Genomic DNA, 23,083 nt, shown 5'->3' on the forward strand with positions numbered 1-23,083 from the left:
CGTACAAGGCGTGAACTCAGCATCGGCGCCGCGCATCGCGGTATTCGGCAGCATCAACATGGACCTCGTCGCCTACGTCGACGCCGCCCCACGCAGCGGCGAGACCGTCGCCGGGCGGGAGTTCCGTCAGGTGCCCGGGGGCAAGGGCGCCAACCAGGCGCTGGCCGCCGCCCGGGCCGGCGGGGACGTCGTTTTCCTGGGGGCCGTCGGGGACGACGCTTTCGGCACCCAGCTGCGTACGAACCTGGTCGACTCCGGTGTCGAGGTCTCGGGGCTGCGCCTGGTGCCCGGAACGTCCGGGGTCGCGCACATCGTCGTGGACGGCACCGGCGCGAACTCGATCATCTTCGTCTCCGGCGCCAACAAGACGGTGACCGACGTCACCGAGGAGGACGTGGCGCTGCTGGAGGGCAGCGCCGCGCTGCTGCTCCAGCTCGAACTGCCCATGGAGGGCGTCGTCGCCGCGGCGCGCGCGGGACGCGCGGCCGGCGTCCCCACGGTCTTGACCCCCGCCCCCGCCCGGGAGCTCCCCGGTGAACTGCTGGACCTGGTGGACCTTATCGTGCCCAACCAGCACGAGGCCGCCGCGATCACCGGCGAGTCCGAACCCGAGGCGGCGCTGGAGGCGCTGCTGCGGCGGGTGCCCGAGGCGATCATCACGCTCGGCGAGGAGGGGTCCCTGTACGGGCGCCGGGGCGAGGAGCCGATCCGGGTTGCGGCCCGCGCGGTCACCGCCGTGGACACCACCGCCGCCGGCGACACCTTCTGCGGCGCGTTCGTCGTGGCGCGCGCCGAGGGGTACGCGCCCGCCGACGCGCTGCGGTTCGCCTCGACCGCCTCGTCGCTGGCGGTCCAGCGGCACGGCGCCAGCACGTCGATGCCCACCCGCGCCGAGATCGACGCGGCGCTGGAGGCCGACCGCGCCTGACCCGGCACACGGTGCCGCGCCCGGGGCGCCTTCGGCGCGCGCGGCCACGCCCACGTCGTGGTCCGCCCGTGCCCAAGGCGCCCCTGTCCGTTGCCGGGCACGTCGCCGCGCCGCGCGCGGGCAGCACGGGGGACCTCCCGGCGTGGAAGGGGAGCGTGGTGGCGGTGATGTGGCGCTGTGGCGCGGGGGTTCGACGGTGCGCTGCGGCGGTGCCGGCGCGGGCCGGTCCACGGCCCCGAGGACGCCGGTGCGGCGGGGCCGACGACCTCCGTCGGCCGGTGGGATGGGCCGTCTGGGCGCGATGACGGCCGCCTTCCCGTCGCGCGTCGCCGTGCGACGCCTGGGGGCGGCGCGGGGTATCCCGCGCGGACCGGTGGGGAGGGCCCGTCTGAGAGGACGCCCGGTCCGCAGGTGCCGGGACCGGGGACGTCTAGACGTGCCCGATCTGGCGGAGGAAGTCGATCGGGTCGTGGTTTTGGATGCGGACCTCCAGCACGACGTCGACGGTGTCGCCGACGAGCCGGCCGCCCCATGGGAGGTGGTCGCCCTGGCCGATGCCGAAGTCGGACAGGCGGATCTCGGTGTTGGCGGCGAAGAAGTGCCCGTAGCCCTTCTCCTGGTCGACGTAGTCGGGGGCCTCGCCCACCCACTGGCAGTCGAAGGTCGTCTCGCGCGTGGTGCCGTGGATCGTGAGGTCGCCGTGCATGAGGAAGGAGTTGCGGGCCCGGCCGCGGCGCTCCAGCCGGGTGCTGGTGAAGCGCAGTTCGGGGTGGTTCTCGACGTCGAGGAAGTCGGCGGAGCGCAGGTGGTTGTCCCGCGCCTGCACGCCGGTGTTGAGGCTGGCGGCCTCGACGACGACGTCCACCTCGGAGTCCAGCGGGTTCTCGGCGACGGTGACGGTCCCCTCGGCGCTGCCGAAGGTGCCCTGGACCCGGCCGAACTTCAGGTAGCGGGCGACGAAGATCAGGCTGGAGTGCAGCGGGTCGAGGTGCCAGACGCCCGGGGTGGGCCCGACGGACTCCTCGGTCTGTGGCATGGGTTTCACGAGTGTTTTCTCCTTCTTTGAATATCTTTCGGAATTCACAACACTAATGTCCCGCCCGGCGACGCGTCCCGTCCGGGGCGAGCGGGGGCGCTGGGGAAGGGCCCCGGGGAAGGCGCGCGCGGCGGGGGCGGATCCGCGTGCCGGCCGTATCCGTGAAGGCGGGAGGACGCCGGGGCGTCCGGTGTCACCTGGGCCTTCTGTGAATCGACTCACAGGTGAACGCCGGGAAGCGCGCTGGTTGCCGGACTTCTCCCTGCTTTAGCGGCTAAGTGGGACGGAAAAGGCGAAATGGGCGCCTACCGTTCTAGAGGCGCCGATCCGGTGGACCGGCGACCCCGGCCGCGGGCCGGACCGAAGGACCCCCGAGGAGGAGAGAGGAAGGGCATGGCCGGCGAGATCCGACCGGAACGCCAGTCCCGCAGCGCTCGGAGGCGTCGGGAACGGCGACGCAGACGGCGCAGGATCGCCGTGTGCGCCGTGGCCGGCGGAGCCCTGCTCACCGGGGCCGCGCTGTTCGTTGTGGACCCCACGAGCGCGGGCGCGCCCGCGCCGACCGGCGCCACCAGCCCCCAGACGCCGACTCGGGAAACGACGTCCCCCACGACGCGGCCCACCGCCCGGCCCGGCACCCCCGGCGCGGAGGCGTCGGCGAGCGTCGGGGCCTCGCGCGAACCGGCCGGCGCCCGGCCGGAGTCCTCCTCCCCGGCCCCCTCGGCCGCCGACAGCGGCCCCTCGGAGCCGCGCGCGGCCGACACCCCGACCCGGGAGCGCCCCGGCGACCAGGGCGGATCCGACCGCCCCGGCGACGACCGTCCCGGCGGCCAGGACCCCCGCCCCTCGGCGACGCCCGAACCGAGCACAGAGCCCGAACGGCCCGGCCCCTCACGGCCACCGCAGTCCCCCTCGCCCGAGCCGCGGCCCACCCCCGCGCCGGCCCCGACGTCCCCGCAGGGGCCGGGCGCGGGAGCGTGAGAACCGGGGCTACATCTGCTCCGGGGCGCTGACACCCAGCAGCGACAGGCCGAGCACCAGCGTGCGCAGGGTTGCCGCGGTCAGCGCGAGCCGCGAGGCGCGCACGTCGGCGTCCTCGGCCTTGAGCACCGGGCAGTGCTCGTAGAACGAGGTGAACGTCTGCGCCAGGTCGAACAGGTAGGCGCACAGCCGGTGCGGCTCCAGGGAGTCGCCGACCTGTTCCACGACCGGGCCGAAGCCCAGCAGCGTCAACGCGAGGGCGCGCTCGGCCGGCTCGGCGATGCGGATCGGGCCGGTGGCCTCCTCCGGCGTCAGCCCGCCCTTGCGGAAGATCGAGCGGATGCGCGCGGTCGCGTACTGGAGGTAGGGGCCGGTGTTGCCGTTGAGCGCGAGCATGCGGTCGAAGTCGAACACGTACTCGTTGTCGTGCGACACCGACAGGTCGGCGTACTTCACCGCGCCCACGCCCACCTCGCGGGCGATCTCGGCGCGGGTGGCCTCGTCCAGGTCGGGCCGGTTCTCGGCGACGACCCGGCCGGCGCGTTCGATCGCCTCGTCCAGCAGCGCCATCAGGCGGATCGGGGCGCCGCTGCGGGTGCGCAGGATCTTGCCGTCGGAGCCGAGCACGTTGCCGATCTGCACGTGGATCGGGGTCGTCCCGCCGTCCAGCCACCCCGCCTCGCGCGCGGTGCCGTAGACCATCTCCAGGTGCAGGTGCTGGGGCGCGCCGATCACGTAGAGGATGCGGTCGGCCTTGAGGACCTCGGCCCGGTACTTGATGGTGGCGAGGTCGGTGGTGCCGTAGCCGTAGCCGCCGTCGCTCTTGCGGATGATGAGCGGGACCGGCTTGCCCTCGCGCCCGGTGAAGCCGTCGAGGAACACGCACAGCGCGCCCTCGCTGACCTCGGCGATGCCCTTGTCCTCCAGCTCGCGGCAGATGCCTTCGAGCGCGTCGTTGTAGGAGCTCTCGCCGGCCAGGTCGGCGTCGGTGAGGGTGACGTCGAGCTTGCGGTAGATCTTGTTGAAGTAGGACTTGGACAGCTCGATCAGCTCGCCCCACAGCCGCAGCGTCTCGGCGTCGCCGCCCTGGAGGGCGACCACGCGCCGGCGGGCGCGGGTGGCGAACTCCTCATCGCCGTCGAACTTCGCCCGGGCGCCCTGGTAGAAGGCGTTGGGGTCGCTCTTGAGCAGGTCGGCCTGCTCCGAGTGCTCGCCGACGTCCAGCAGGTGCTCGATGAGCATGCCGAACGGGGTGCCCCAGTCGCCGATGTGGTTCTGCCGGATGACGTTGTGCCCGAGGAACTCCAGCGTCCGCGCCAGCGCGTCGCCCACCACGGTCGTGCGCAGGTGGCCGACGTGCATCTCCTTGGCCACGTTGGGCGCGGAGTAGTCGATCGGGATGTTCTGCGCCTCCTGCACGGCCACGCCGGCGCGCGGGTCGGCGAGGATCTGCTGGGCCTGCGCGGCGATCCACTCGTCGCGCAGCGTCAGGTTGATGAAGCCGGGGCCGCTGATCTCGACCTCTCGGACGACGTCATCGACGTCCAGGCGCTCGACGATCTCGGCGGCGACGTCGCGCGGCTTGCGGCCGAGCCTCTTGGCCAGCGCGAGCGCGGCGTTGGCCTGGAAATCGGCGAACTGGGACGGGCGGATGACGGGGTCGGTCTCGGCGTACTCGGGGCCGAAGGCGGCGCCGAGCGCGGACTGGACCCGGTGCGAGAGGACTTCTTGCGGGTCGGCCATGTCGAAAGCCTACCGACCTCGCCGACCAGCGCCGTCTGCCTGCGCGAACGCGGGAGGGGGCTCACTCCTCGGGCTGGCCGCGCCGGTGCAGCCAGGCCGGGGCGCGTCCGGCCGGACCCAGGCGGCGGCGCACCTGGTCGACGATCCGGCCGGCGACGAGGTCGTGGGCGAGCCGGCAGGCCTGCGCGACGCCGCGCGCGTGGCTGTCGCCGTGGGCGATGACGACGGTCCCGTTGAGCCCGAGCAGCACCGCGCCGCCGTAGCTCTCGCTGTCCATGCGGTCGCGGAGCCCGCGCAGCGCCCTGCGCTGGAGCAGCGCCCCGGCCCGGGCCAGCGTGCCGGAGGTGAGCGCGCCGCGGATCTCGTCGAAGGCGAACCGCACCGCCCCCTCCACGGACTTCAGCGCGACGTTGCCGGTGAACCCGTCGGCGACGACCACGTCGACCCGGCCGGCGAGCAGGTCGTGTCCCTCGATGTTGCCGCGGTAGTCCAGGCCGCCGGGGCCGGCCGCGGCGGCGAGCAGCTCGGCGGCCTTGCGGGTGAGCCGGTTGCCCTTGCCCGGCTCGGTGCCGATGGTGAGCAGGCCGACCCGCGGCTCGGCGATGCCGTGCGCGGTCTGCGCGTAGGCGACGCCGAGGTGGGCGAACTGGACCAGCATCTCGGGCTTGGCGTCGGCGTTGGCGCCGGCGTCGACCAGGATCGTGGGGGTGGGCAGGGTGGGCAGGACGACCGCCAGGGCCGGCCGCAGCACCCCGGGCTGGGTGCGCAGCCGCACCGTCGAGGTGGCGACGACGCCGCCGGTGGAGCCGGCCGACACCAGCGCGTCGGCGTCGCCCTGGCGGATCAGCTTGCAGGCGACCGCGACGCTGGAGCGCGGGCGCCGCCAGCTCGCCAGCGCGCCCTCGTGCATCGCGAGGGTGTCCTCGGCGTGCACGATCGGGATCTCGCGGGCGGCGTCCTGTTCGGACAGCAGCGCGAGCAGTTCGGGGGTGCGCCCGACCAGGATCACCCGTAGCCCGTGTTCGCGGGAGGCTTCGACGGCTCCGGCGACGATCTCGCGCGGGGCGTGGTCGCCTCCCATGGCGTCCACCGCGATGACGGGTGGGGCAGCGGGCTCGTCGCCGGAGGGCCTTCCGGCGGGAGATTGGCTGGTCATGGGGGTGGGCTCCTGTCGTGCGGTGGAGGGACGCACCTGCGTGCCCCTGCCGGGCGCCAGGTTATGCCCGAAGCGGAGTGGTCCGGTCCGGGCGGGGCGGTCGGGTGGATCGGGATCGAGAGAACGGAAAAAGAGTGAGGAAAGCGAAAGAACGGGTATATCCGTCGCCCGGACCTGGCGTCTCCCCCGTCCCTGCCAGGTCCGATCACACCGCCAACAACGCGGCGGCCTACGGACGTCCGTCCTGGGACCGCCGCCGGCCGCGCGCCGCCCCCCAATCGGCGGCGACCGCGCGGCCGCAGAGAGGAGACACGTGAGCTTGACGCACGACGTGGCAGTACCCCCGTCCGCCGGACGTCGGTTTCGTGCCTACACCGCGAAGCACCTGGACGAGTTGACGGCGCGCGCCGGACTCGCCCCCGACGAACGTCTCGCGGTCCGCGCCGTGGCCAGTGTGTTGCCCTTCCGGGTCAACGCCTACGTCATCGACGAGCTGATCGACTGGGACTCGGCTCCCGACGACCCGATCTACCGGCTGACCTTCCCCCAGCCGGACATGCTCCCGCACGAGGACGTCGCGCGGATCGCCGACCTGCTGCGCGGGGACGCGCCGCGCAAGGAGGTCGACCGGGTCGCCAACGAGATCCGCGCCCGCCTCAACCCCCACCCCGCCGGCCAGATGCTCCTCAACATTCCCAAGCTCGGCGCCGAGGAGCCGATGTCGGGGGTGCAGCACAAGTACCACGAGACGGTGCTGTTCTTCCCCAAGCAGGGGCAGACCTGTCACGCCTACTGCACCTACTGCTTCCGGTGGGCGCAGTTCGTCGGCGAGCCCGACCTCAAGATGGCCACCGACGACATCGACCGGCTCGTCGCCTACCTGCACCGCCACCCCGAGGTCACCAGCGTCCTGCTGACCGGCGGCGACCCCATGATCATGGGTGAGGGCGTCATCTCCCGCTACATCGAGCCGCTGCTCGCGGTTCCGACCCTGGAGTCGATCCGCATCGGCACCAAGTCGCTGGCCTACTGGCCGCAGCGGTTCCTCACCGACCCCGACGCCGACGACACGCTGCGGCTGTTCGAACGGGTCGTCGACGCGGGGAAGAACCTCGCCTTCATGGCGCACTTCTCCCACCCCAACGAGATGGCCCCCGCGCTCGTCCAGGAGGCGGTCCGCCGCATCCGCGACACCGGCGCGGTGATCCGCACCCAGGCGCCGCTGATCCGCACGATCAACGACGACTCCGCGATCTGGGCGGACATGTGGCGCACCCACGTCCGGCACGGGATGGTGCCCTACTACATGTTCGTCGAGCGCGACACCGGGCCACAGGACTACTTCGCGGTGCCGCTGGCCCAGGCTTACCCGATCTTCCGGGACGCCTACGCCGAGGTCTCGGGCCTGGCCCGCACGGTCCGGGGACCCTCCATGTCGGCCACCCCGGGGAAGGTCTGCGTGGACGGCGTCGCCGAGATCGCCGGGGAGAAGGTGTTCGTGCTGCACTTCATCCAGGCGCGCGATCCCGAACTGGTCGGCCGTCCCTTCTTCGCCAAGTACGACGAGAAGGCGGTCTGGCTGTCCGACCTGGAACCGGCGCTGGGCGCCACCCGCTTCCCCTTCCAGGAGGGGCCGGCCGGGGCCGGTGCCACGGCCGCGCGGGAGTAGCCGGGCGGGGCGGCGTCGCGTCGGGCGGGGCCGCCCTCTGTGGGCTTTTCCACACCCGCTCGTTAAGCCGTAAATCGCTACCTTTTGTGACCGAAACCCGGATCGAGGGGCGCGGGCGGCGGCATAATCGGGCGGGTACGAGGCGTTGGTTCCGGGCATGGAGCCACACTCACGGATCGGCCGACACGCCGGCCGGTTCCGGGCGGGAGGGCGCGCGCATGGCTGACTGGTTCACCGACCACGTGATCGCCACCGGCCGGTTGCCGTTGTTCAGCTTCTTCATCGCCTTCGTCGCGGGATTCCTGCTGATCCGCGTCAGCGTCCGGTTGATCCGCGCCGAGGTGCGCTGGTGGCCGGGCAACGTCACCCCCGGCGGCCTGCACATCCACCACGTCGTGTTCGGCGTGGCGTTCATGCTGCTCGGCGGGGTCGCCGGGCTGCTCATCACCGACCGCGAGGGGATTCCCATCGCGGTGGCCGCCGCCCTCTTCGGGTTCGGCGCGGCGCTCGTGCTGGACGAGTTCGCGCTCATCCTGCACCTGCGCGACGTCTACTGGACCGAGCAGGGCCGCACCTCGGTCGACGCGGTGTTCGTGGCCATCGCCCTCACCGGCCTGCTGCTCACGGGGATCCGCCCGTTCGGCTGGAGCGAGCTCAGTGCCGCCGGCGCCGGGGGCGAGGCGGTGCGCCTGGGCCTGGTCCTGCTCGCGTTGGTCAACCTCGCGGGCTCCGTCGTGAGCCTCCTCAAAGGCAAGATCTGGACAGGGATCGCCGGGGTTTTCGTCCCCGCCATCTCGATCGTGGCCGCGCTGCGGCTGGCCGTTCCCGGCTCCCCGTGGGCGCGCTGGCGCTACCCCGAGGGCTCACGCCGCCATCAGGCGGCGGTCCGCCGTGACCAGCGTCTGCGCCGCCCGCTGATCCAGGCCAAGATCCGGTTCCAAGAGCTCATCGCCGGCCGCCACGACCTCGTCTTGGACCCGCCCCCGGGGCTGGGGCCCATCGACCCCGGGGTCCGACCCGCCGAACCGGTCCCGGTGGCGCCCGCCACGCGCGGGCCTCGGCCGTGAGGTCGCCGCAGGTCCAATAAGGTGTCGTGGGCTATGGCTTTTACCAAGGGGGCTGGCCCGCACCAGCGCGGGCTCACGATCGGCGTCGACATCGGCGGCACGAAGGTGGCGGCGGGTGTCGTCACGCCGGCCGGGCGTGTGCTGGCCCGGGTGCGCACGGAGACGCCGCACAAGAGCAAGAGCCCGAAGGTCGTCGAGGACACGATCGCCGGGGTCGTCGAGGAACTGCGGCGCGACTACACGGTGGGCGCGGTCGGGGTCGGCGCGGCCGGCTTCGTCGACGACCAGCGGGCCACCGTACTGTTCGCCCCGCACCTCGCCTGGCGCAATGAGCCGCTACGCGACGCCCTCAAGGCCCGCCTGGACCTGCCGGTGGTCGTGGAGAACGACGCCAACGCGGCGGCCTGGGCCGAGATGTGCGCCGGCGCCGGACGTAACGCCGACGACGTCATCGTCGTCAACCTCGGGACCGGTATCGGCGGGGCCGTGGTGATCGGCGGGGTCCTGCGCCGCGGCCGGCACGGGCTGGGCGGTGAGTTCGGGCACATGACGATCGTGCCCGACGGCCACCGGTGCGAGTGCGGCAACCGCGGCTGCTGGGAGCAGTACGCCAGCGGCAACGCGCTCACCCGTGAGGCGCGCGAGCTCACCCAGGCGGAGTCCCCGGTCGCGCGCGGCCTGGCCCAAGCCGTCGGCGGCGACCCCGCGCTCATCACCGGCCCCTTGGTGACCGAGCTCGCCCAGAAGGGCGACCGGGCCTGCGCCGAGCTGCTGGAGGACGCCGGGACGTGGCTGGGGATCGGCCTGGCGAACCTGGCGGCGGCCTTCGACCCCGAGCTGTTCATCATCGGCGGGGGTGTCTCCGAGGCCGGCGACCTGCTGCTGGAGCCGGCCCGCAAGGCGTTCCGCCGCACCCTGACCGGGCGGGGCTACCGGCCCGAGGCCGAGATCGTCGCCGCCGCGCTGGGCAACGAGGCGGGCCTGATCGGCGCCGCGGACCTCGCCCGCGACGCGCTACCACGCTGGCGCCAGGGGCGCCGTCAGCGCCGGCTGTCCCGCTCCCGGGAGTCCCGCCGCGCTTTCTGAGCGGGACCGCGGGCCGTCCCTCAGCGTAGGGGGAGCTGGCCCGCGGGAACGGATTCGCGCCGCTCTTCGGGTCCTTTGTAGCGCGGGGGCAGGGGCCGCGCGGCCCGCGCGGGGGCGCTTTCGTCGCCACGGGTCTGGGCGGTCTCGGCGCCCGACATCATGCTGGCCGCGATCCACTCATAGACCGTGACCCACGACGAGCTCATCCGCGACGACCAGGTGGGCGACAGCTCGCTGACCGCGCGGACCATGGCGCGGCCGACGTAGGGGTAGTGCTCGGGCTTGACGCCGAGCGCGGTGTGGTGGCGGGCGCCCAGCCGGCGCAGCTCCTCCTGGACCTCCTCGGGCTGGTCCAGGTGGCGGATGACGCCGAGCAGGGCCCGGCTCATCCTGAGGTGCTGGGGCCCCATGTCCTTGGAGAACATCGACCGGATCTCGGGAACCAGCTCGAACAGGTGGTCGTAGAAGCGCTCGGCGAGCTCCACCGAATCCTCGGGCAGGTCCGCGCAGGAGAGTCTGACGTCGTCGATGGCCTTGGCGTCAGGCAGGGGGACTGAGGAGATGGGGCGAGGTTGCATCGCTGGCTCCGGGTGCGTTGACGGCGGTTCGATCGCGCTTCGGAAGGCCGATCCCGGTGGCCGGGCAACGCCCATGGGGCGTGCAGCGCGTTGGCCCACCGGGTCGCCGCGGGCGGGACGGTGCCGTCGGGAAGGCGCCTGCCGCCGGTCCCGTCCGATGTCGACCGGTGGAGAGCACGGACACCGTGGCTCCGGAGATTATCACTGCATTATTCGCGATAGCGATACGCATTCGGAGACAGTGCGCGGATAATCCGACGTTTCCAAAGCTGAGATCCCAACAGAACGATGTCTTCGGAAGGGGGAAATCGGTGGGCGATCCTCCGGAATCGTACCGGAGCGTGCGGTAACCGTGTCCCCACCTGCCGTGACGGCGCCCTCTGGTGGGGGCGGACGGCGGTGGGGCGTCGCCCGTGACCTCGGTCGAGGGGCGTCCCCGACGGTGGGTGTGACGTAGGCGACAGGGCCTGTTTCGGTGTCCCGCGCCAGGGGCGAGGACCCTGGTGGCTGGGGGATCTGGCCGTTGTTTTGCTGTTTTGCGTGGAATGCGAAGAAAATCGACTGGTCCGCTCCGAAGCGTTCGGGAAACGAACGAGGTGGTCCAGGACGCGCGACGGGGACGGAAAGCTTCGGAGGTGATGATGAGGTCAGGCCGGAAACGGCGGCCATGGGCGATCCTGGCGGCCTGCGGGCTGCTGCTCGCCGGATGCACCAACGGGGAGATGCCCGCCGGGACGGGGGCCGCGGCACCGGTGCCGGCGGAACTCGCCGACGGCCCGTTGACCATGGCGGTCGTCAGCCACGCCAAACCCGGTGACGCCTTCTGGGAGGTGGTCAAGAGCGGCGCGGAGCAGGCGGGGACGGAACTCGACGTCGCCGTCGAGTACGCGGGCGACCCCGATCCCGTCCAGCAGACCCAGCTCATCGACAACGCGGTCGCCCGGGGGGTGGACGGCCTCATCGTCTCCATGGCCAACCCCGAAGGGGTCAAGGCCGGGGTCGAACGCGCGGTCGCGGCGGGCATCCCCGTCATCACCATCAACTCCGGCCTGGAGGAGTCCGCCGACTACGGCGCGATCACCCACGTCGGGCAGAGCGAACGGATGGCCGGCGCGGCGGCCGGCGAGGCGTTCGCCGACGCCGGGGCCACCAAACTCGTCTGCGTCATCCACGAGGCCGGCAACGTCGGCCTGGAGGAGCGGTGCGGCGGGGCGCGCGACGCCTTCCCCGGCGAGGTGGAGAACCTCCAGGTGGACATCTCCAACACGGCCGACGCCCGCAGCACCATCCGCAACAAGCTGATGTCGGACGACGAGGTGGACGGCGTCCTCGCGCTCAACCAGGCCATCGCGGTCGCCGCCGTCGGCGCGGCCGACGACGCCGGGAGCGACGTGGGGATCGGCACCTTCGACGTCTCCACCGACATCACCGACGCCATCGCCTCCGGCGACCTGCTGTTCGCCGTGGACCAGCAGCCCTACGTCCAGGGCTACCTTCCGGTGACCCTGCTCGCCCTCAAGGCGCGCAACGGCAACGAGGTCGGCGCGGGGGAGCCGGTGTACTCGGGGCCGGCGCTGGTCACCAAGGACAACGTCGATCAGGTCAGCGCCTTCACGGAACGGGGGACCCGGTGATGGGTACGAGCACGGGCGCGGCCGAGCCCCTTCCCGGCGCGCGGCGCCCGACGGTTCCGCGGGCCTCGCTGCGGGTCCGCCTGCTGCGCCGTCCCGAGGTGGGCGCGCTGGCCGCGGCGGTGGCCGTCTTCGTCTTCTTCTCCCTGGTCACCGACACCTTCCTGACACCGCAGGGGGTCGCCACCTGGCTGGAGTCGGCGGCGCTGTTCGGGATCATGGCGGTCGCGGTGTCCATGCTGATGATCGGCGGCGAGTTCGACCTGTCGACCGGTGTCATGGTCGGCTCCACCGGGCTGCTCACCGGGGTGCTCGCGACCCACGCCGGCGTCAACGTCTGGGTCGCGGTCGTGGTGTCCCTGGTCGCGGCGCTGGCGGTCGGCCTGGTCAACGGCCTGCTGGTGGTGCGCACCGGGCTGCCGAGCTTCATCGTCACGCTCGGCACCTTCTTCGTCCTCCAGGGGCTCAACCTGGCCCTGACCAAGGCCGTCACCGGCCAGGTGGCGGTGCAGGGCATGACCGGCGCCGCCGGGTTCTGGGACGCCCGCTGGCTGTTCGGGTCGAGCATGCGCCTGGGGCCGGCCACCTTCCAGGTGTCGATCCTGTGGTGGGCGCTGTTCACCGCGGCCTGCACCTGGGTGCTGTTGCGCACCCGCGCGGGCAATTGGATCTTCGCCGCGGGCGGGGAGGCGCGCAGCGCCCGGCACAGCGGCGTCCCGGTCCTGCGGACCAAGGTCGGCCTGTTCGCGTTGACGGCGTTCGCGGGCTGGCTCGTGGGCATGCTGTCGCTGTTCCGTACCACCACGGTCCAGGCGTCCACCGGCGTGGGCGTGGAGTTCGTCTACATCATCTGCGCCGTCGTCGGCGGCTGTCTGCTGACCGGCGGGTTCGGGTCGGCGATCGGGGGCGCGCTGGGCGCGCTCATCTACGGCATGACCTACCAGGGCATCGTGTTCGCCGGTTGGGACAACAACTGGCTCAAGGCGTTCCTGGGGGTGATGCTGCTGGCCGCGGTGGCGGTCAACACCTCGGTGCGGCGCCGGGCGCACACCGCCGGCGCGGCGCGGACCGCGCGGACCAGCCCGCACGTTGCGGCCGCCGGCGGGTCTCCCGGCGGGGCGGCCCTCGACCCGGAAGGCGAGGTGCGGCGGTGAGCGGCGTGGACGGCGCCCCGCGCGGCGGCGAGGTGATCATCGAGGCCCGCCGTATCGGAAAGGACTACGGCAACGTCACCGCCCTGGCCGACGTCTCGACGACGGTGCGGGCCGGCGAGGTGACGTGCGTGCTCGGCGACAACGGCGCCGGCAAGTCGACGTTCATCAAGGTCCTGTCCGGCGTGCACCGCCACGACCACGGCGAGCTCGTCGTGGACGGCGAGCCGGTCGTGTTCGACGGGCCGCGGGCCGCGCTGGAGCGCGGCATCGCAACGGTCCACCAGGACCTCGCGATGGTGCCGCTGATGCCGATCTGGCGGAACTTCTTCCTGGGCTCCGAGCTCACCCGGGGGCGCGGGCCGCTGCGCCGGCTCGACGTGGCGCGGATGCGCGCCATCACGCGGGCGGAGCTGCTGCGCATGGGCATCGACCTGCGCGACGTGGACCAGCCGGTGGGCACCCTGTCGGGCGGGGAGCGCCAGTCCGTGGCGATCGCGCGCGCGGTCCACTTCGGCGCGCGCGTGCTGATCCTGGACGAGCCGACCGCGGCGCTCGGGGTGAAGCAGGCCGGGGTGGTGCTGCGCTACATCGTCGGGGCGCGGGAGCGCGGCCTGGGGGTCGTGTTCATCACCCACAATCCGCACCACGCCCACCCGGTGGGGGACCGTTTCCTGCTGCTCAACCGGGGGCGCAGCCTCGGCGACTTCGCCAGGGGCGAGGTGGACCGCGCGGAGCTGGTCCACCTGATGTCCGGCGGCGCGGAGCTCGACGAGCTGGCCCACGAGTTGGACCGGGACCGCTCCTGACCCCTCCCGGGGTGCCGGCCGCGTGGTCCGGCCCCGCCTTCCGGCAGGTGGGAGGGGGTGGCAGCGCGGCCCACAAGAATTACCGAACCTCGTTCTACTCGGAGGAGGGGGAGTCGGTAGAGTGCCGCGCATGGAGCTGAATGGAGTAGCCGCCCTCGTCACCGGCGGGGCGAGCGGGCTGGGAGAGGCCACCGTCAGGGAACTCGCCGCGGCGGGGGCCACCGTCGTCATCGCCGACCTCAACGCCGAGCGCGGTGCGGCCCTGGCCGAGGAGGTCGCGGGCGTCTTCGTCGCCACCGACGTCTCCGACGAGGAACAGGTCCAGGCCGCGGTGGACGCCGCCGTCGCCACCGGGCGACCGCTGCGCGTCGCGGTGTCGTGCGCCGGCATCGGCTGGGCGACCCGCACCGTCAACCGCGACGGGGTCCCCCACGACCTGGCCTCCTACAAGAAGGTCATCGACGTCAACCTGATCGGAACGTTCAACCTCGTCCGCCTGGCGGCCGCGGCCATGGCCGCCACCGAACCGGTCAACGAGGACGGCGAGCGCGGGGCCATCGTCAACACCGCGTCCCTGGCCGGGATCGAAGGACAGATCGGCCAGATCGCCTACTCCTCCTCCAAGGGCGGCATCATCGGCATGACCGTCCCCGCCGCCCGCGACCTCGCCGCCATCGGCGTGCGCGTCAACACGGTCGCGCCCGGCATCCTCGACACCCCCATCTACGGCCAGGGTCCCGAGGCCGAGGCGTTCAAGGAGCGGCTGGCCGCCCCGGTCCCCTTCCCCAAGCGCCTGGGCACCCCCGGGGAGTTCGCCAAGCTGGTCCGCGCGCTGCTCGAGATCAGCTACATCAACGCCGAGGTCGTCCGCATCGACGGCGGCCTGCGGATGCAGCCGAAGTAGGGAGGTTCCCGTGTCCGACGAGGTTCTCTACACGACCGAGGACGGCGTCGCCGTCATCACCATCAACCGGCCGCAGGCCAGGAACGCGGTCAACGCCGCGGTCGCCCGCGCCGTCGCCGAGGCGCTGGACGACCTCGACGCCCGCCGTGACCTGTCCGTGGGCATCATCACCGGCGCGGGCGGCACGTTCTGCGCGGGCATGGACCTCAAGGCGTTCATGCGCGGCGAGGTGCCCCACGTCGAGGGGCGCGGCTTCGCCGGCCTGGTGCAGCGTCCGCCCCGCAAGCCGCTGATCGCCGCGGTCGAGGGGTACGCGCTGGCCGGAGGGTTCGAGGTGGTGCTCTCCAGCGACCTCGTGGTCGCCGCCGAGGACGCCAGGTTCGGCATCCCCGAGGTCAAGCGCGGCCTGGTGGCCGGCGCCGGGGGCCTGCTGCGCCTGCACCACCGCATCCCGCGCAACATCGCCATGGAGCTCGCCCTGACCGGCGACTTCGTCGACGCCGGGCGCATGGCCGAACTGGGCCTGGTCAACCGGGTCACCCCCTCCGGCGGGGCGCTGGAGGGGGCGCGGGAGCTCGCGGCCGCGATCGCGGCCAACGCGCCCCTCGCGCTGGCGGCGTCCAAGCGGGTCATCGTCGAGGCCGACGACTGGCCCGGCGCCGAGCGCTGGGAGCGCCAGAGCGACATCATCGGCCCGATCTTCGCCAGCCATGACGCGATGGAGGGCGCGGCGGCGTTCGCCGAGAAGCGCCCGCCCCGCTGGAAGGGCGAGTGACCCTCGCCGTCCCCTTTCCCGGGCGGGGCCGCGCACGCGGCCCCGCCCGGCCGCGTCCGGGGGCCGGACGGGCCGGCCGATCCGCGGTGTCGCGCACGGCCCAGGTTACGGGGAAGCGCGGCGCCGGGAGGTTACCCTGACCGTGGGCTCCGCCGGAGCCCGTCCGGCCCGCGCTTCCGCGCGGGCCTGCGCGGAAGCGCGCGCCCACGGCCGCGCCTCCAGTGATGCGGAGCCCGCGGGCGAAGCGGCACCCGCGGGCCGACCCCCACCCGTCAGGGCATGGCCGAGCGCCGGTGACCCACCGGAGCGGCCGCCGTCGGTCCCACGTGTTCCCACTCCGTGCCCCACGAGGGATGAGGAACCGGATGAGTGGACAGACGATGCCGCGCGACGGGGGGACGCCCGTCCCGCCCACGGACGCCGGCGACGCCGGGTACAGCAAGTCGCTGAGGGCCCGCCACATCAACATGATCGCGATCGGGGGAGCGATCGGGACGGGCCTGTTCCTGGGCGCCGGCGGGCGGCTGCACGACGCGGGGCCGGTGCTCGCGCTGGTCTACGCGGTGTGCGGGGTGTTCGCGTTCTTCGTCGTCCGGGCGCTGGGCGAACTGATCCTGCACCGGCCCTCCTCGGGCTCCTTCGTCTCCTACGCCCGGGAGTTCATGGGGGAGAAGGGCGCCTATGCCGGCGGCTGGCTGTACTTCCTCAACTGGGGCACCACCGGCGTCGCCGACATCACCGCGATCGCGATGTACACGCACTACTGGGCGGTGTTCAGTGACGTCCCGCAGTGGGTGCTGGCGTTGGCCGCGCTGGCGGTGGTGCTCGCCGTCAACATGATCTCGGTGCGGATCTTCGGCGAGATGGAGTTCTGGTTCGCCATCGTCAAGGTCGCCGCGCTCGTCGCCTTCATGCTCGTGGGTGTCGGGCTCCTGGTGGCCGGTCACGACGTCGGCGGACACGACAGCGGCCCGCACCTGCTGGTGGCGGACGGCCTGCTGCCCAACGGGCTGCTGCCGGTGGTGCTGGTGGTGCAGGGCATCGTGTTCGCCTACGCCGCGGTGGAGCTGGTCGGCGTCGCCGCGGGCGAGACGGCCGAACCCGAACGGATCATGCCCCGGGCGATCAACTCGATCATGTGGCGGATCGGGGTCTTCTACGTCGGATCGGTGCTGCTGCTGGCGATGCTGCTCCCGCACGGTGCCTACACCGCGGGGGAGAGCCCGTTCGTGACGGTCCTGACCGAGCTGGGGGTTCCGGCCGCGGACGACGTCATGAACCTGGTGGTCCTCACCGCGGCGATGTCGAGCCTCAACTCCGGCCTGTACTCCACCGGCCGGATCCTGCGGTCGATGGCGGTGGCGGGGTCGGCTCCGCGGTTCGCCGGTGTGATGAGCCGCAGCCGGGTCCCCTACGGCGGCATCCTGATGACCTCGGGGGTGTGTGTTCTGGGGGTGGGGTTGAACTACGCGGTCCCGGCCCGCGCGTTCGAGATCGTGCTGAACTTCGCCGCCATCGGCATCCTCAGCACCTGGGGCATGATCATGCTGTGCCACCTGCTGTTCTGGCGTCAGGCGCGCGCGGGCCTGGTGGAGCGGCCCGTCTACCGGCTGCCGGCGGCGCCGTGGACGACGCTGGCCACGCTGGGCTTCTTCGCGGTGGTGCTGTTCTTGATGTGGCTGGACGAGGAGGCCGGGCGGGCGACGGTCATGTGCGTGCCCGTCATCGCGGCGGGGCTGGTCGCCGGCTGGTTCGTGGTGCGCGGCCGGGTGCGGGCGGTCGCGGCCGGTGAACGGGAGGCGCTGCCGGAACCGGGCTGACCGGGGCGGGGCGCTCCACCCGCGCGGCCGTGCCTGGTCGGGCGAAGGACGGGGCGGGCCACCACCGTGTCGAAGGGGCCTCCACGCGCCGGCCCGCGCGTCTCGGGCCGCATTGGGCGCTCCACCCTCTTGACCGTGAGGTGGCTCACAGACAAGGTGGCCGTTATGCAACGTCTTTCCTACGCCAGTGGGACATCGGACTTCCCGCTCCTGGGCGAGACCATCGGGGAGAACCTGCGGCGCGTGGCGGAGCGTTTCGGCGAGCGCGACGCCCTCGTCGAGTACGCCACCGGCCGCCGCTGGACCTACGCGCACTTCGACGCCGCGGTGGACGAGATGGCCAAGGGCCTGATCGCGTCCGGGGTCGCGCCCGGCGACCGGGTGGGCATCTGGTCGCCCAACTGCGCCGAGTGGGTCATCACGCAGTACGCCGCGGCCCGGGCGGGGGCCATCCTGGTCAACCTCAATCCGGCCTACCGCACGCATGAGCTGGCCTACGCGCTGCGGCAGTCGGGGACCTCGCTGCTCGTCTCGGCCACCGAGTTCAAGACCAGCGACTACCGCCGCATGGTCGAGGAGGTCCGGCCGGACTGCCCGCAGCTGCGCGAGGTCGTCCACATCGGCACCCCCGACTGGGCGGAGCTGATCGCCCGGGGCCGCGCCCTCGACGACGGCGAGCTGCGCGCCCGCGAGGCGGCGCTGTCCTGCGACGACCCGGTGGACATCCAGTACACCTCGGGGACGACGGGCACGCCCAAGGGGGCGACGCTGACCCATCACAACATCCTCAACAACGGGTTCTCCGTCACCGAGCTGCTGGGCACCACCGAGCACGACCGCTTCTGCGTGCCGGTGCCCTTCTACCACTGTTTCGGGATGGTCATGGCCAACCTCGGCATCACCTCGCACGGGGCGTGCATCGTGATCCCGGCGCCGGTCTTCGACGCCGCGGCCACCCTGGCGGCGGTCCAGGCCGAACGCTGCACCGCCCTGTACGGGGTGCCGACGATGTTCATCGCCGAGCTCGACCACCCCGACTTCGCCTCCTACGACCTGTCGAGCCTGCGCACCGGGATCATGGCGGGTTCGCCGTGCCCGGTCGAGGTGATGAAGCGGGTGGTCCACGAGATGCACATGAGCGACGTGGCCATCTGCTACGGGATGACCGAGACGTCGCCGGTGTCCACCCAGACCCGGATCGACGACGACCTGGAGCGCCGCGTCTCCACGATCGGCCGGGTCGCCCCGCACATCGAGGTCAAGGTCGTCGATCCGGCGAACGGGCGCGTCCTGCCGCGCGGACAGGCCGGGGAGCTGTGCACCCGCGGCTACTCGGTCATGCGCGGGTACTGGCGCGAGCCGGCCAAGACCGCCGAGGCCGTGGACGAGGCGGGGTGGATGCACACCGGTGACCTGGCGGTCATGCGGGAGGACGGCTACCTCACCATCGTCGGCCGGATCAAGGACATGGTGATCCGGGGCGGCGAGAACATCTACCCGCGCGAGGTCGAGGAGTTCTTCCACGCCCACCCCGACATCGCCGACATCCAGGTGGTCGGGGTCCCCGACCCCAGGTACGGCGAGGAGCTGTGCGCGTGGGTACGCCTGCGCGCCGGCGCGCAACCTCTCGACGCGGCGGCGCTGCGGGACTTCGCGACCGGCCGCCTGTCCCACCACAAGATCCCGCGTTATGTGCTCGTCGTCGACGACTTCCCCATGACCGTCACCGGCAAGGTCCGCAAGGTGGAGATGCGCGAACGCTCCATCGCCCTGCTGGGGCTCGGGGACGCGTCGGCCGGTCCGGCCGCCTCCTGACCGCCGTGGCGCCCCGCCAGGGCGGCGGGCGGGGCGCCCCGGTTCACCGGCCGGGCGAGGGGAGGTCCGGAGCGGCTCCCAAGGCGACGGAGCAACGGTTGTGGGGACACCCCGTGACGAGGTGACGTGAGCGGCGGGGAGCCGCCTGTCGGGGGTGTGCGCCGCAGGCCCCGGCTGCCGGGGCCTGCGGCGGTTGCGGGGTCAGAACTGGTCGCTTCCCGACACCTGGCCGATCGGGAACACGTGCCGGGTCGCCGCGCAGATCGTTTCCAGGGCGTGAATCGGCACGTCATCGGTGCTGACGCTGACGCGGAGCACCTGGACGACCCATTCGCCCGCGATGTCGAGCAGGTCGGCCTCATACGGCGTGGCCGGCCGGACGGTCAGCGTCTCGGTCGCGTGGCCGAACCGGTGCCCCATCTCCTCAAGGGCGGCCTGGAGTGTGGGGAGCACGAAACCCTCGGCGTCGAGCCGCGTGTTCTCCCCCACGTCCAATCGGAAGTAGCTGGTCGCGATACGTACTGGAACGTCGTTGGCCCAGAACATTTTGCGACGCGCGATGACCGGCGCGCCCGCTTCCACACGTAGAGCGGCGGCCACGTGTTCGTTGGCCGGCTCCTTCCCGACGAACAGCATGCGTCGCTCGGGTTTGAGCCCCTGTTGTTCGGCCTCGGTGAGGTAGAGCGATGTGGATCCGCGCACGGTCGGTGGCGTGGGAAGGGCGCGTTCGACCAGGACCCTCGGCCGGGGTTCGACCGGTCCGGTCGGCGCCCGGTGCCCGCTGTCACCGCCGGCTTTCTTCATCTGGCTGATCCGCCCCGGCGTCACGCCCAGGTGGCGGGCGATGTCGTCTTGGCGGAGGCCGGATTCCCGCGCTTCGATGATGGCGCCGCGCCGGATTCGCGACAGCTCGACCGACTGCCCTTGGAGGGTGGCCATCGCACTCGACGCGGCTCGCGCCCGGTCGAGCGGGTCGGAGATCCGCGCGATGTCGTGCAGCGTCCTCGCATCCATGACTGTCCTTTGCAGGTAGGTCGCTCGCGCGAGCTTCAGCCCCTATAAACAGCCTCTCATGTGGGCGAAGACGGGGAGGCCCAGCCGCGAATGTTACGACCCGGCCCTCGCCTTGACCGGAGAGCAGTGGGTGGGTGGAGGCGGTTTCGTTTTGTTCAATCCCGTCCGACCGGGATCGTGTACGCCAGTTCGTAGCGATCCGTGGGGACAACGATGTCGGCCGTCTCGACGGGCCGGTCAGTGGTGGAGTAGGTCCGCCGGATGACCATGACGACGGCGCCGCGCGCGATGCGGAGACGGTCGGCCTCCTCCGCCGAGGCGGTCCGCGCGGTCACGATCTCCGAGGCGTGAGTGATCTCGTGTCCGATCACCCGCATGCGCTCGACCACTCCGCGGCCGGCGTGGATACCGTCCTCGGGCAGGACGATCTCGGTGCCGCGGGTGATCTCCAGTGGCTCATAGGAGGTGGAGAGCATCACCGGCTCATCGTCACCGGTGAAGGTGTAGTGGGTCCGCATCACCTCGTCTCCGGCCCCGATCGCCAGGCGGTGCGCGATGTTCTCCGATGCCGGGACCGGTTGGGAGGTGGACTCCCACCCACCACGTACGGCTTGTGCCGCCATGTCCGCGCGAAATGGGGAGCCGTCTCTGGCCTCCCGGTACCAGCTTCGGGTGAGTCGTCTGAGCGGCGGTTTGGGGCGGACGTAGCTTCCCGAACCCGTGCGTGAGACCACGTATCCCTCGGCGACGAGTTGTTGTACGGCGTCGGCCGCGATGCGAGGGCCGACGTCGAACTCGGTCGCGAGGGCCTGTCGTGACGGCAGCCGGTCACCGGGTCCGTAGTCGCCCGCGATGATGCGTCGCCGCAGCTCGTCGGCTATGCGCTGGTAGGTCGGGCGGCTCACGTGCGGGCTCCTTGGATCGGCGGATCTCTCTGAACAGCTTGACAAGCCGCACGTACAGATTATTGATTCGCGCGCCAATCCGAGGTGGTTCATGGAACATGGGGTCCACGTCATCACCGCACCGGCGACCGCGAGCATGGTTTCGGTTGTACGTCGCGCCGTCTCGGCACGAGTCTCCTGTAAGCCCCGCGCACGCGGGGGAGTCCCGGGCCGGTTGGAGTACTAAGGCCCGAGAGTGCGTCCCTATCGAGAGGGCACTGTGTTGCCAGTGTGAGCCAGGGACTACCTAGTCGTAGGTGATCTCTAGTTGATGTCGGGACCTGTCTGCGGCGATGCCTCCAGGGAGGACCCGGCGTTGCGTTGAGGGTCGGTCGGCCGGCTGGTGGCCGTCTGTCCGTAGCGGAGTATGCTGGCGTTGGGAATTCAGGTAGAAGGGCCTCGGCGGAATCTCGCCGAGGCCCCTTCTTTTCGCCTGTCAGCTAGCGTGCCGTCTCGCTGTCGGACCCTTTCAGGTCACGGAGGAACGCGGCCCATTCTCCAGCGGGGAACGTGAGGTGGCCGAGGTGGGGGTTCCGTGAGTCGCGGACGAGAGTCCGCTGCCCCTCAGCGACCTCGACGCAGTTCTCTGTCTTCGCGTGGGAGTAGCTGCTCTTGTGGAATTCAGGCATGGTCATGTCCTTCGATCAGCGCCTCCAGGTAGGCGCGTGACTGGTCGACCCCTAGAGAGCTGCCCCGTATATGGTCATACACGGTGATGTACTCCTCAAGGTCAGCGGGGTCGTCGAGGAAGATCCCCGACGCCACGTTCTCACGGTAGACGACGCTGGGATCGTCGTCGGGTAGATCGAGGATGGTGAACGCGCCACTGGTCGCGGCGTGCGGCCCCACCGAGTCGGGCAGGATCTGTACTCGGACGGATGCCTGTTCCTGGATGTCCAGCAGGTGCTGAGCCTGCTCTTGCAGGAGCTGCGATGGAATCTTCCGGAGAGCGGCCTCATCGATGATCGCCCAGAGACGGGGCGCATCTGGACGGCGGCGTAGGACTGTCTGGCGCATGACCCGTGCCTCGACACGCCGTTCGACGTCTGCGCTGTTAGTCAGGCCGCCGCCGCGGATCACCGCACGTGCGTAGTCCTCAGTCTGCAATAGCCCAGGGATGACGAGCACCTCGTAGGTGCGGATCATCTGAGCCTCTGCCTCCAGGCCGACGTAGGCGCCGCGTCCCAAGATGTCACCGTAGCTGGCCCACCAGCCGCGCTGGCGCGCCTCTGCGGCGAGCGTGAGGTACGTCGCTCGCTCGGCCTCGTCGGTGACGCCGTAGATGTCGAGTAGCGTTCGCACGTCGTCGAGGCTCGGCAGGACCCAGTCGTCACGCTCGATGCGCGTCAGCTTATGCCTCGACCATTTCGCGGTGGCGGTTTCGCGTGCCCGCTGCACGACCACCTCAGTCGTGAGGCCGCGTGCCGCGCGAAGCTCACGGAGGCGGCGACTGAGCCGCCGTCTCCTGAGGGTCGGGGAGTGGGCCATCTGTGCTCCTCTCGAGGAACTGATGACCCCCGATCTTACGGTCAGCAGCCGATTTTGCGCCATTTAACCTTCAGTGCACCTTTCCGTGCTACGCACAGTGAAGCATGCAGAGGCGATCTTCAAATGTGCATTGCATATTTGACTCCCGTGCGTCACCATACAGATGCCTGAAGTCATTCGCCGGCCGTTCATTCCCATCAGTTACTCTCGGCCGGCCTGACCCCCGAAGGGGTTCCCATGAGACTGTTCTCCCTGCTCTTGCTTGTGTTCGCGGCGTTGGCGCGCGGTGGTCCGTCTCCTTCGGGGTCTGTACCGCCCGCCCGTCGCCCCCAGGAGCCCTCGCCCCCACCTCCGTCCCCGCCTCGGCGGTTGCCGGATCACTACGGGTGGTGTCTGCTCGCGGAGCGGTATGCGCATAAGTGGGAGCTCACCTATGACTACGACGCGGTGATGCCGTATCGGGCGCGGCATCGGGGGCAGCCGGATCT

General features: G+C 71.6%; 20 protein-coding genes. 12 read left to right on the top strand and 8 right to left on the bottom strand.

The annotated features are described in order from the left end of the window. The first annotated feature begins 10 nt into the window (after positions 1-10). The gene (locus tag B5D66_RS24335; RefSeq protein ID WP_144390317.1) at positions 11-928 is read left to right on the top strand and encodes a ribokinase; all 918 of its coding nucleotides are present in this window, start codon (positions 11-13) and stop codon (positions 926-928) included. Between the two features lie 430 nt (positions 929-1,358). On the opposite strand, the gene B5D66_RS24340 is transcribed toward B5D66_RS24335, so the two are convergent. Further along, entirely contained in the window at positions 1,359-1,964 is a 606-nt protein-coding gene (locus B5D66_RS24340; protein WP_078764165.1) for a YceI family protein, read from the bottom strand. A 393-nt stretch (positions 1,965-2,357) separates the two neighbouring features. Between B5D66_RS24340 and B5D66_RS24345 the strand changes: the two genes are divergently transcribed. Next, positions 2,358-2,945 (top strand): dihydrolipoyllysine-residue succinyltransferase component of 2-oxoglutarate dehydrogenase complex, encoded by a 588-nt coding sequence (locus B5D66_RS24345; protein WP_144390319.1) that lies wholly within the window; start codon positions 2,358-2,360, stop codon positions 2,943-2,945. A 9-nt stretch (positions 2,946-2,954) separates the two neighbouring features. On the opposite strand, the gene argS is transcribed toward B5D66_RS24345, so the two are convergent. Together argS and plsX are read right to left on the bottom strand one after the other, a co-directional pair. Then, positions 2,955-4,688 carry an arginine--tRNA ligase gene (argS, locus tag B5D66_RS24350; protein ID WP_078764167.1) on the bottom strand — a complete coding sequence of 578 codons (1,734 nt, stop codon included), beginning with the start codon at positions 4,686-4,688 and terminating at the stop codon, positions 2,955-2,957. A gap of 61 nt (positions 4,689-4,749) precedes the next feature. Next, complete coding sequence (gene plsX / locus B5D66_RS24355) at positions 4,750-5,844, bottom strand: phosphate acyltransferase PlsX (protein ID WP_078764168.1); 1,095 nt, start codon at positions 5,842-5,844, stop codon at positions 4,750-4,752. Between the two features lie 331 nt (positions 5,845-6,175). Between plsX and B5D66_RS24360 the strand changes: the two genes are divergently transcribed. The 3 genes from B5D66_RS24360 to B5D66_RS24370 all read left to right on the top strand — a co-directional run bounded on the left by B5D66_RS24360 (position 6,176) and on the right by B5D66_RS24370 (position 9,666). After that, on the top strand, positions 6,176-7,513 hold the full coding sequence (locus B5D66_RS24360) for a KamA family radical SAM protein (protein ID WP_078764183.1): 1,338 nt from the start codon (positions 6,176-6,178) through the stop codon (positions 7,511-7,513). 218 nt (positions 7,514-7,731) lie between these two features. Further along, on the top strand, positions 7,732-8,580 hold the full coding sequence (locus B5D66_RS24365) for a hypothetical protein (RefSeq protein ID WP_078764169.1): 849 nt from the start codon (positions 7,732-7,734) through the stop codon (positions 8,578-8,580). A gap of 33 nt (positions 8,581-8,613) precedes the next feature. Next, the gene (locus B5D66_RS24370) at positions 8,614-9,666 is read left to right on the top strand and encodes an ROK family glucokinase (RefSeq protein ID WP_078764170.1); all 1,053 of its coding nucleotides are present in this window, start codon (positions 8,614-8,616) and stop codon (positions 9,664-9,666) included. A gap of 20 nt (positions 9,667-9,686) precedes the next feature. On the opposite strand, the gene B5D66_RS24375 is transcribed toward B5D66_RS24370, so the two are convergent. Continuing rightward, the gene (locus B5D66_RS24375; RefSeq protein WP_078764171.1) at positions 9,687-10,244 is read right to left on the bottom strand and encodes a globin domain-containing protein; all 558 of its coding nucleotides are present in this window, start codon (positions 10,242-10,244) and stop codon (positions 9,687-9,689) included. A 638-nt stretch (positions 10,245-10,882) separates the two neighbouring features. On the opposite strand from B5D66_RS24375, the gene B5D66_RS24380 reads away from it, so the two are divergent. The 7 genes from B5D66_RS24380 (at position 10,883) to B5D66_RS24410 (ending at position 19,149) form a co-directional block, all read left to right on the top strand. Next, positions 10,883-11,878 carry a substrate-binding domain-containing protein gene (locus tag B5D66_RS24380; RefSeq protein ID WP_235001211.1) on the top strand — a complete coding sequence of 332 codons (996 nt, stop codon included), beginning with the start codon at positions 10,883-10,885 and terminating at the stop codon, positions 11,876-11,878. Next, the gene (locus B5D66_RS24385; protein ID WP_078764172.1) at positions 11,878-13,029 is read left to right on the top strand and encodes an ABC transporter permease; all 1,152 of its coding nucleotides are present in this window, start codon (positions 11,878-11,880) and stop codon (positions 13,027-13,029) included. Before B5D66_RS24380 ends, B5D66_RS24385 begins: the two co-directional genes overlap by 1 nt. Further along, complete coding sequence (locus B5D66_RS24390) at positions 13,026-13,835, top strand: ATP-binding cassette domain-containing protein (protein ID WP_078764173.1); 810 nt, start codon at positions 13,026-13,028, stop codon at positions 13,833-13,835. Before B5D66_RS24385 ends, B5D66_RS24390 begins: the two co-directional genes overlap by 4 nt. 130 nt (positions 13,836-13,965) lie before the next feature. Next, entirely contained in the window at positions 13,966-14,739 is a 774-nt protein-coding gene (locus B5D66_RS24395) for an SDR family NAD(P)-dependent oxidoreductase (RefSeq protein ID WP_078764174.1), read from the top strand. 10 nt (positions 14,740-14,749) lie between these two features. After that, on the top strand, positions 14,750-15,514 hold the full coding sequence (locus B5D66_RS24400; RefSeq protein WP_078764175.1) for a crotonase/enoyl-CoA hydratase family protein: 765 nt from the start codon (positions 14,750-14,752) through the stop codon (positions 15,512-15,514). 365 nt (positions 15,515-15,879) lie between these two features. Further along, positions 15,880-17,334, top strand: a complete 1,455-nt coding sequence (locus B5D66_RS24405; protein WP_078764176.1) for an amino acid permease — start codon at positions 15,880-15,882, stop codon at positions 17,332-17,334. Between the two features lie 165 nt (positions 17,335-17,499). Next, a complete protein-coding gene (locus B5D66_RS24410) occupies positions 17,500-19,149 on the top strand; it encodes an AMP-binding protein (RefSeq protein ID WP_078764177.1) in 1,650 nt (549 codons plus the stop codon). A gap of 201 nt (positions 19,150-19,350) precedes the next feature. Here B5D66_RS24410 and B5D66_RS24415 read toward each other — a convergent pair whose 3' ends face one another. The 4 genes from B5D66_RS24415 to B5D66_RS24430 all read right to left on the bottom strand — a co-directional run bounded on the left by B5D66_RS24415 (position 19,351) and on the right by B5D66_RS24430 (position 22,595). Continuing rightward, positions 19,351-20,163 (bottom strand): GntR family transcriptional regulator, encoded by an 813-nt coding sequence (locus tag B5D66_RS24415; RefSeq protein WP_078764178.1) that lies wholly within the window; start codon positions 20,161-20,163, stop codon positions 19,351-19,353. Between the two features lie 155 nt (positions 20,164-20,318). Further along, a complete protein-coding gene (locus B5D66_RS24420; protein WP_144390324.1) occupies positions 20,319-21,068 on the bottom strand; it encodes a GntR family transcriptional regulator in 750 nt (249 codons plus the stop codon). 479 nt (positions 21,069-21,547) lie between these two features. Beyond that, on the bottom strand, positions 21,548-21,736 hold the full coding sequence (locus B5D66_RS24425) for a DUF397 domain-containing protein (RefSeq protein ID WP_078764180.1): 189 nt from the start codon (positions 21,734-21,736) through the stop codon (positions 21,548-21,550). After that, the gene (locus tag B5D66_RS24430; protein ID WP_078764181.1) at positions 21,729-22,595 is read right to left on the bottom strand and encodes a helix-turn-helix domain-containing protein; all 867 of its coding nucleotides are present in this window, start codon (positions 22,593-22,595) and stop codon (positions 21,729-21,731) included. The genes B5D66_RS24425 and B5D66_RS24430 overlap by 8 nt, the downstream gene beginning before the upstream one ends. Between the last annotated feature and the right edge of the window lie 488 nt (positions 22,596-23,083).

It is taken from the genome of Marinactinospora thermotolerans DSM 45154, from assembly GCF_900167435.1.
Taxonomy (GTDB): Bacteria; Actinomycetota; Actinomycetes; order Streptosporangiales; family Streptosporangiaceae; genus Marinactinospora; species Marinactinospora thermotolerans.

What these genes read in the sequence shown, in the direction of transcription:
- B5D66_RS24340 (WP_078764165.1), bottom strand. Translation starts at nt 1,964, where the DNA reads ATGCCACAGACCGAGGAGTCCGTCGGGCCCACCCCGGGCGTCTGGCAC.
- B5D66_RS24345 (WP_144390319.1), top strand. Translation starts at nt 2,358, where the DNA reads ATGGCCGGCGAGATCCGACCGGAACGCCAGTCCCGCAGCGCTCGGAGG.
- argS (WP_078764167.1), bottom strand. Translation starts at nt 4,688, where the DNA reads ATGGCCGACCCGCAAGAAGTCCTCTCGCACCGGGTCCAGTCCGCGCTC.
- plsX (WP_078764168.1), bottom strand. Translation starts at nt 5,844, where the DNA reads ATGACCAGCCAATCTCCCGCCGGAAGGCCCTCCGGCGACGAGCCCGCT.
- B5D66_RS24365 (WP_078764169.1), top strand. Translation starts at nt 7,732, where the DNA reads ATGGCTGACTGGTTCACCGACCACGTGATCGCCACCGGCCGGTTGCCG.
- B5D66_RS24370 (WP_078764170.1), top strand. Translation starts at nt 8,614, where the DNA reads ATGGCTTTTACCAAGGGGGCTGGCCCGCACCAGCGCGGGCTCACGATC.
- B5D66_RS24375 (WP_078764171.1), bottom strand. Translation starts at nt 10,244, where the DNA reads ATGCAACCTCGCCCCATCTCCTCAGTCCCCCTGCCTGACGCCAAGGCC.
- B5D66_RS24380 (WP_235001211.1), top strand. Translation starts at nt 10,883, where the DNA reads ATGATGAGGTCAGGCCGGAAACGGCGGCCATGGGCGATCCTGGCGGCC.
- B5D66_RS24385 (WP_078764172.1), top strand. Translation starts at nt 11,878, where the DNA reads ATGGGTACGAGCACGGGCGCGGCCGAGCCCCTTCCCGGCGCGCGGCGC.
- B5D66_RS24395 (WP_078764174.1), top strand. Translation starts at nt 13,966, where the DNA reads ATGGAGCTGAATGGAGTAGCCGCCCTCGTCACCGGCGGGGCGAGCGGG.
- B5D66_RS24405 (WP_078764176.1), top strand. Translation starts at nt 15,880, where the DNA reads ATGAGTGGACAGACGATGCCGCGCGACGGGGGGACGCCCGTCCCGCCC.
- B5D66_RS24410 (WP_078764177.1), top strand. Translation starts at nt 17,500, where the DNA reads ATGCAACGTCTTTCCTACGCCAGTGGGACATCGGACTTCCCGCTCCTG.
- B5D66_RS24415 (WP_078764178.1), bottom strand. Translation starts at nt 20,163, where the DNA reads ATGGATGCGAGGACGCTGCACGACATCGCGCGGATCTCCGACCCGCTC.
- B5D66_RS24425 (WP_078764180.1), bottom strand. Translation starts at nt 21,736, where the DNA reads ATGCCTGAATTCCACAAGAGCAGCTACTCCCACGCGAAGACAGAGAAC.
- B5D66_RS24430 (WP_078764181.1), bottom strand. Translation starts at nt 22,595, where the DNA reads ATGGCCCACTCCCCGACCCTCAGGAGACGGCGGCTCAGTCGCCGCCTC.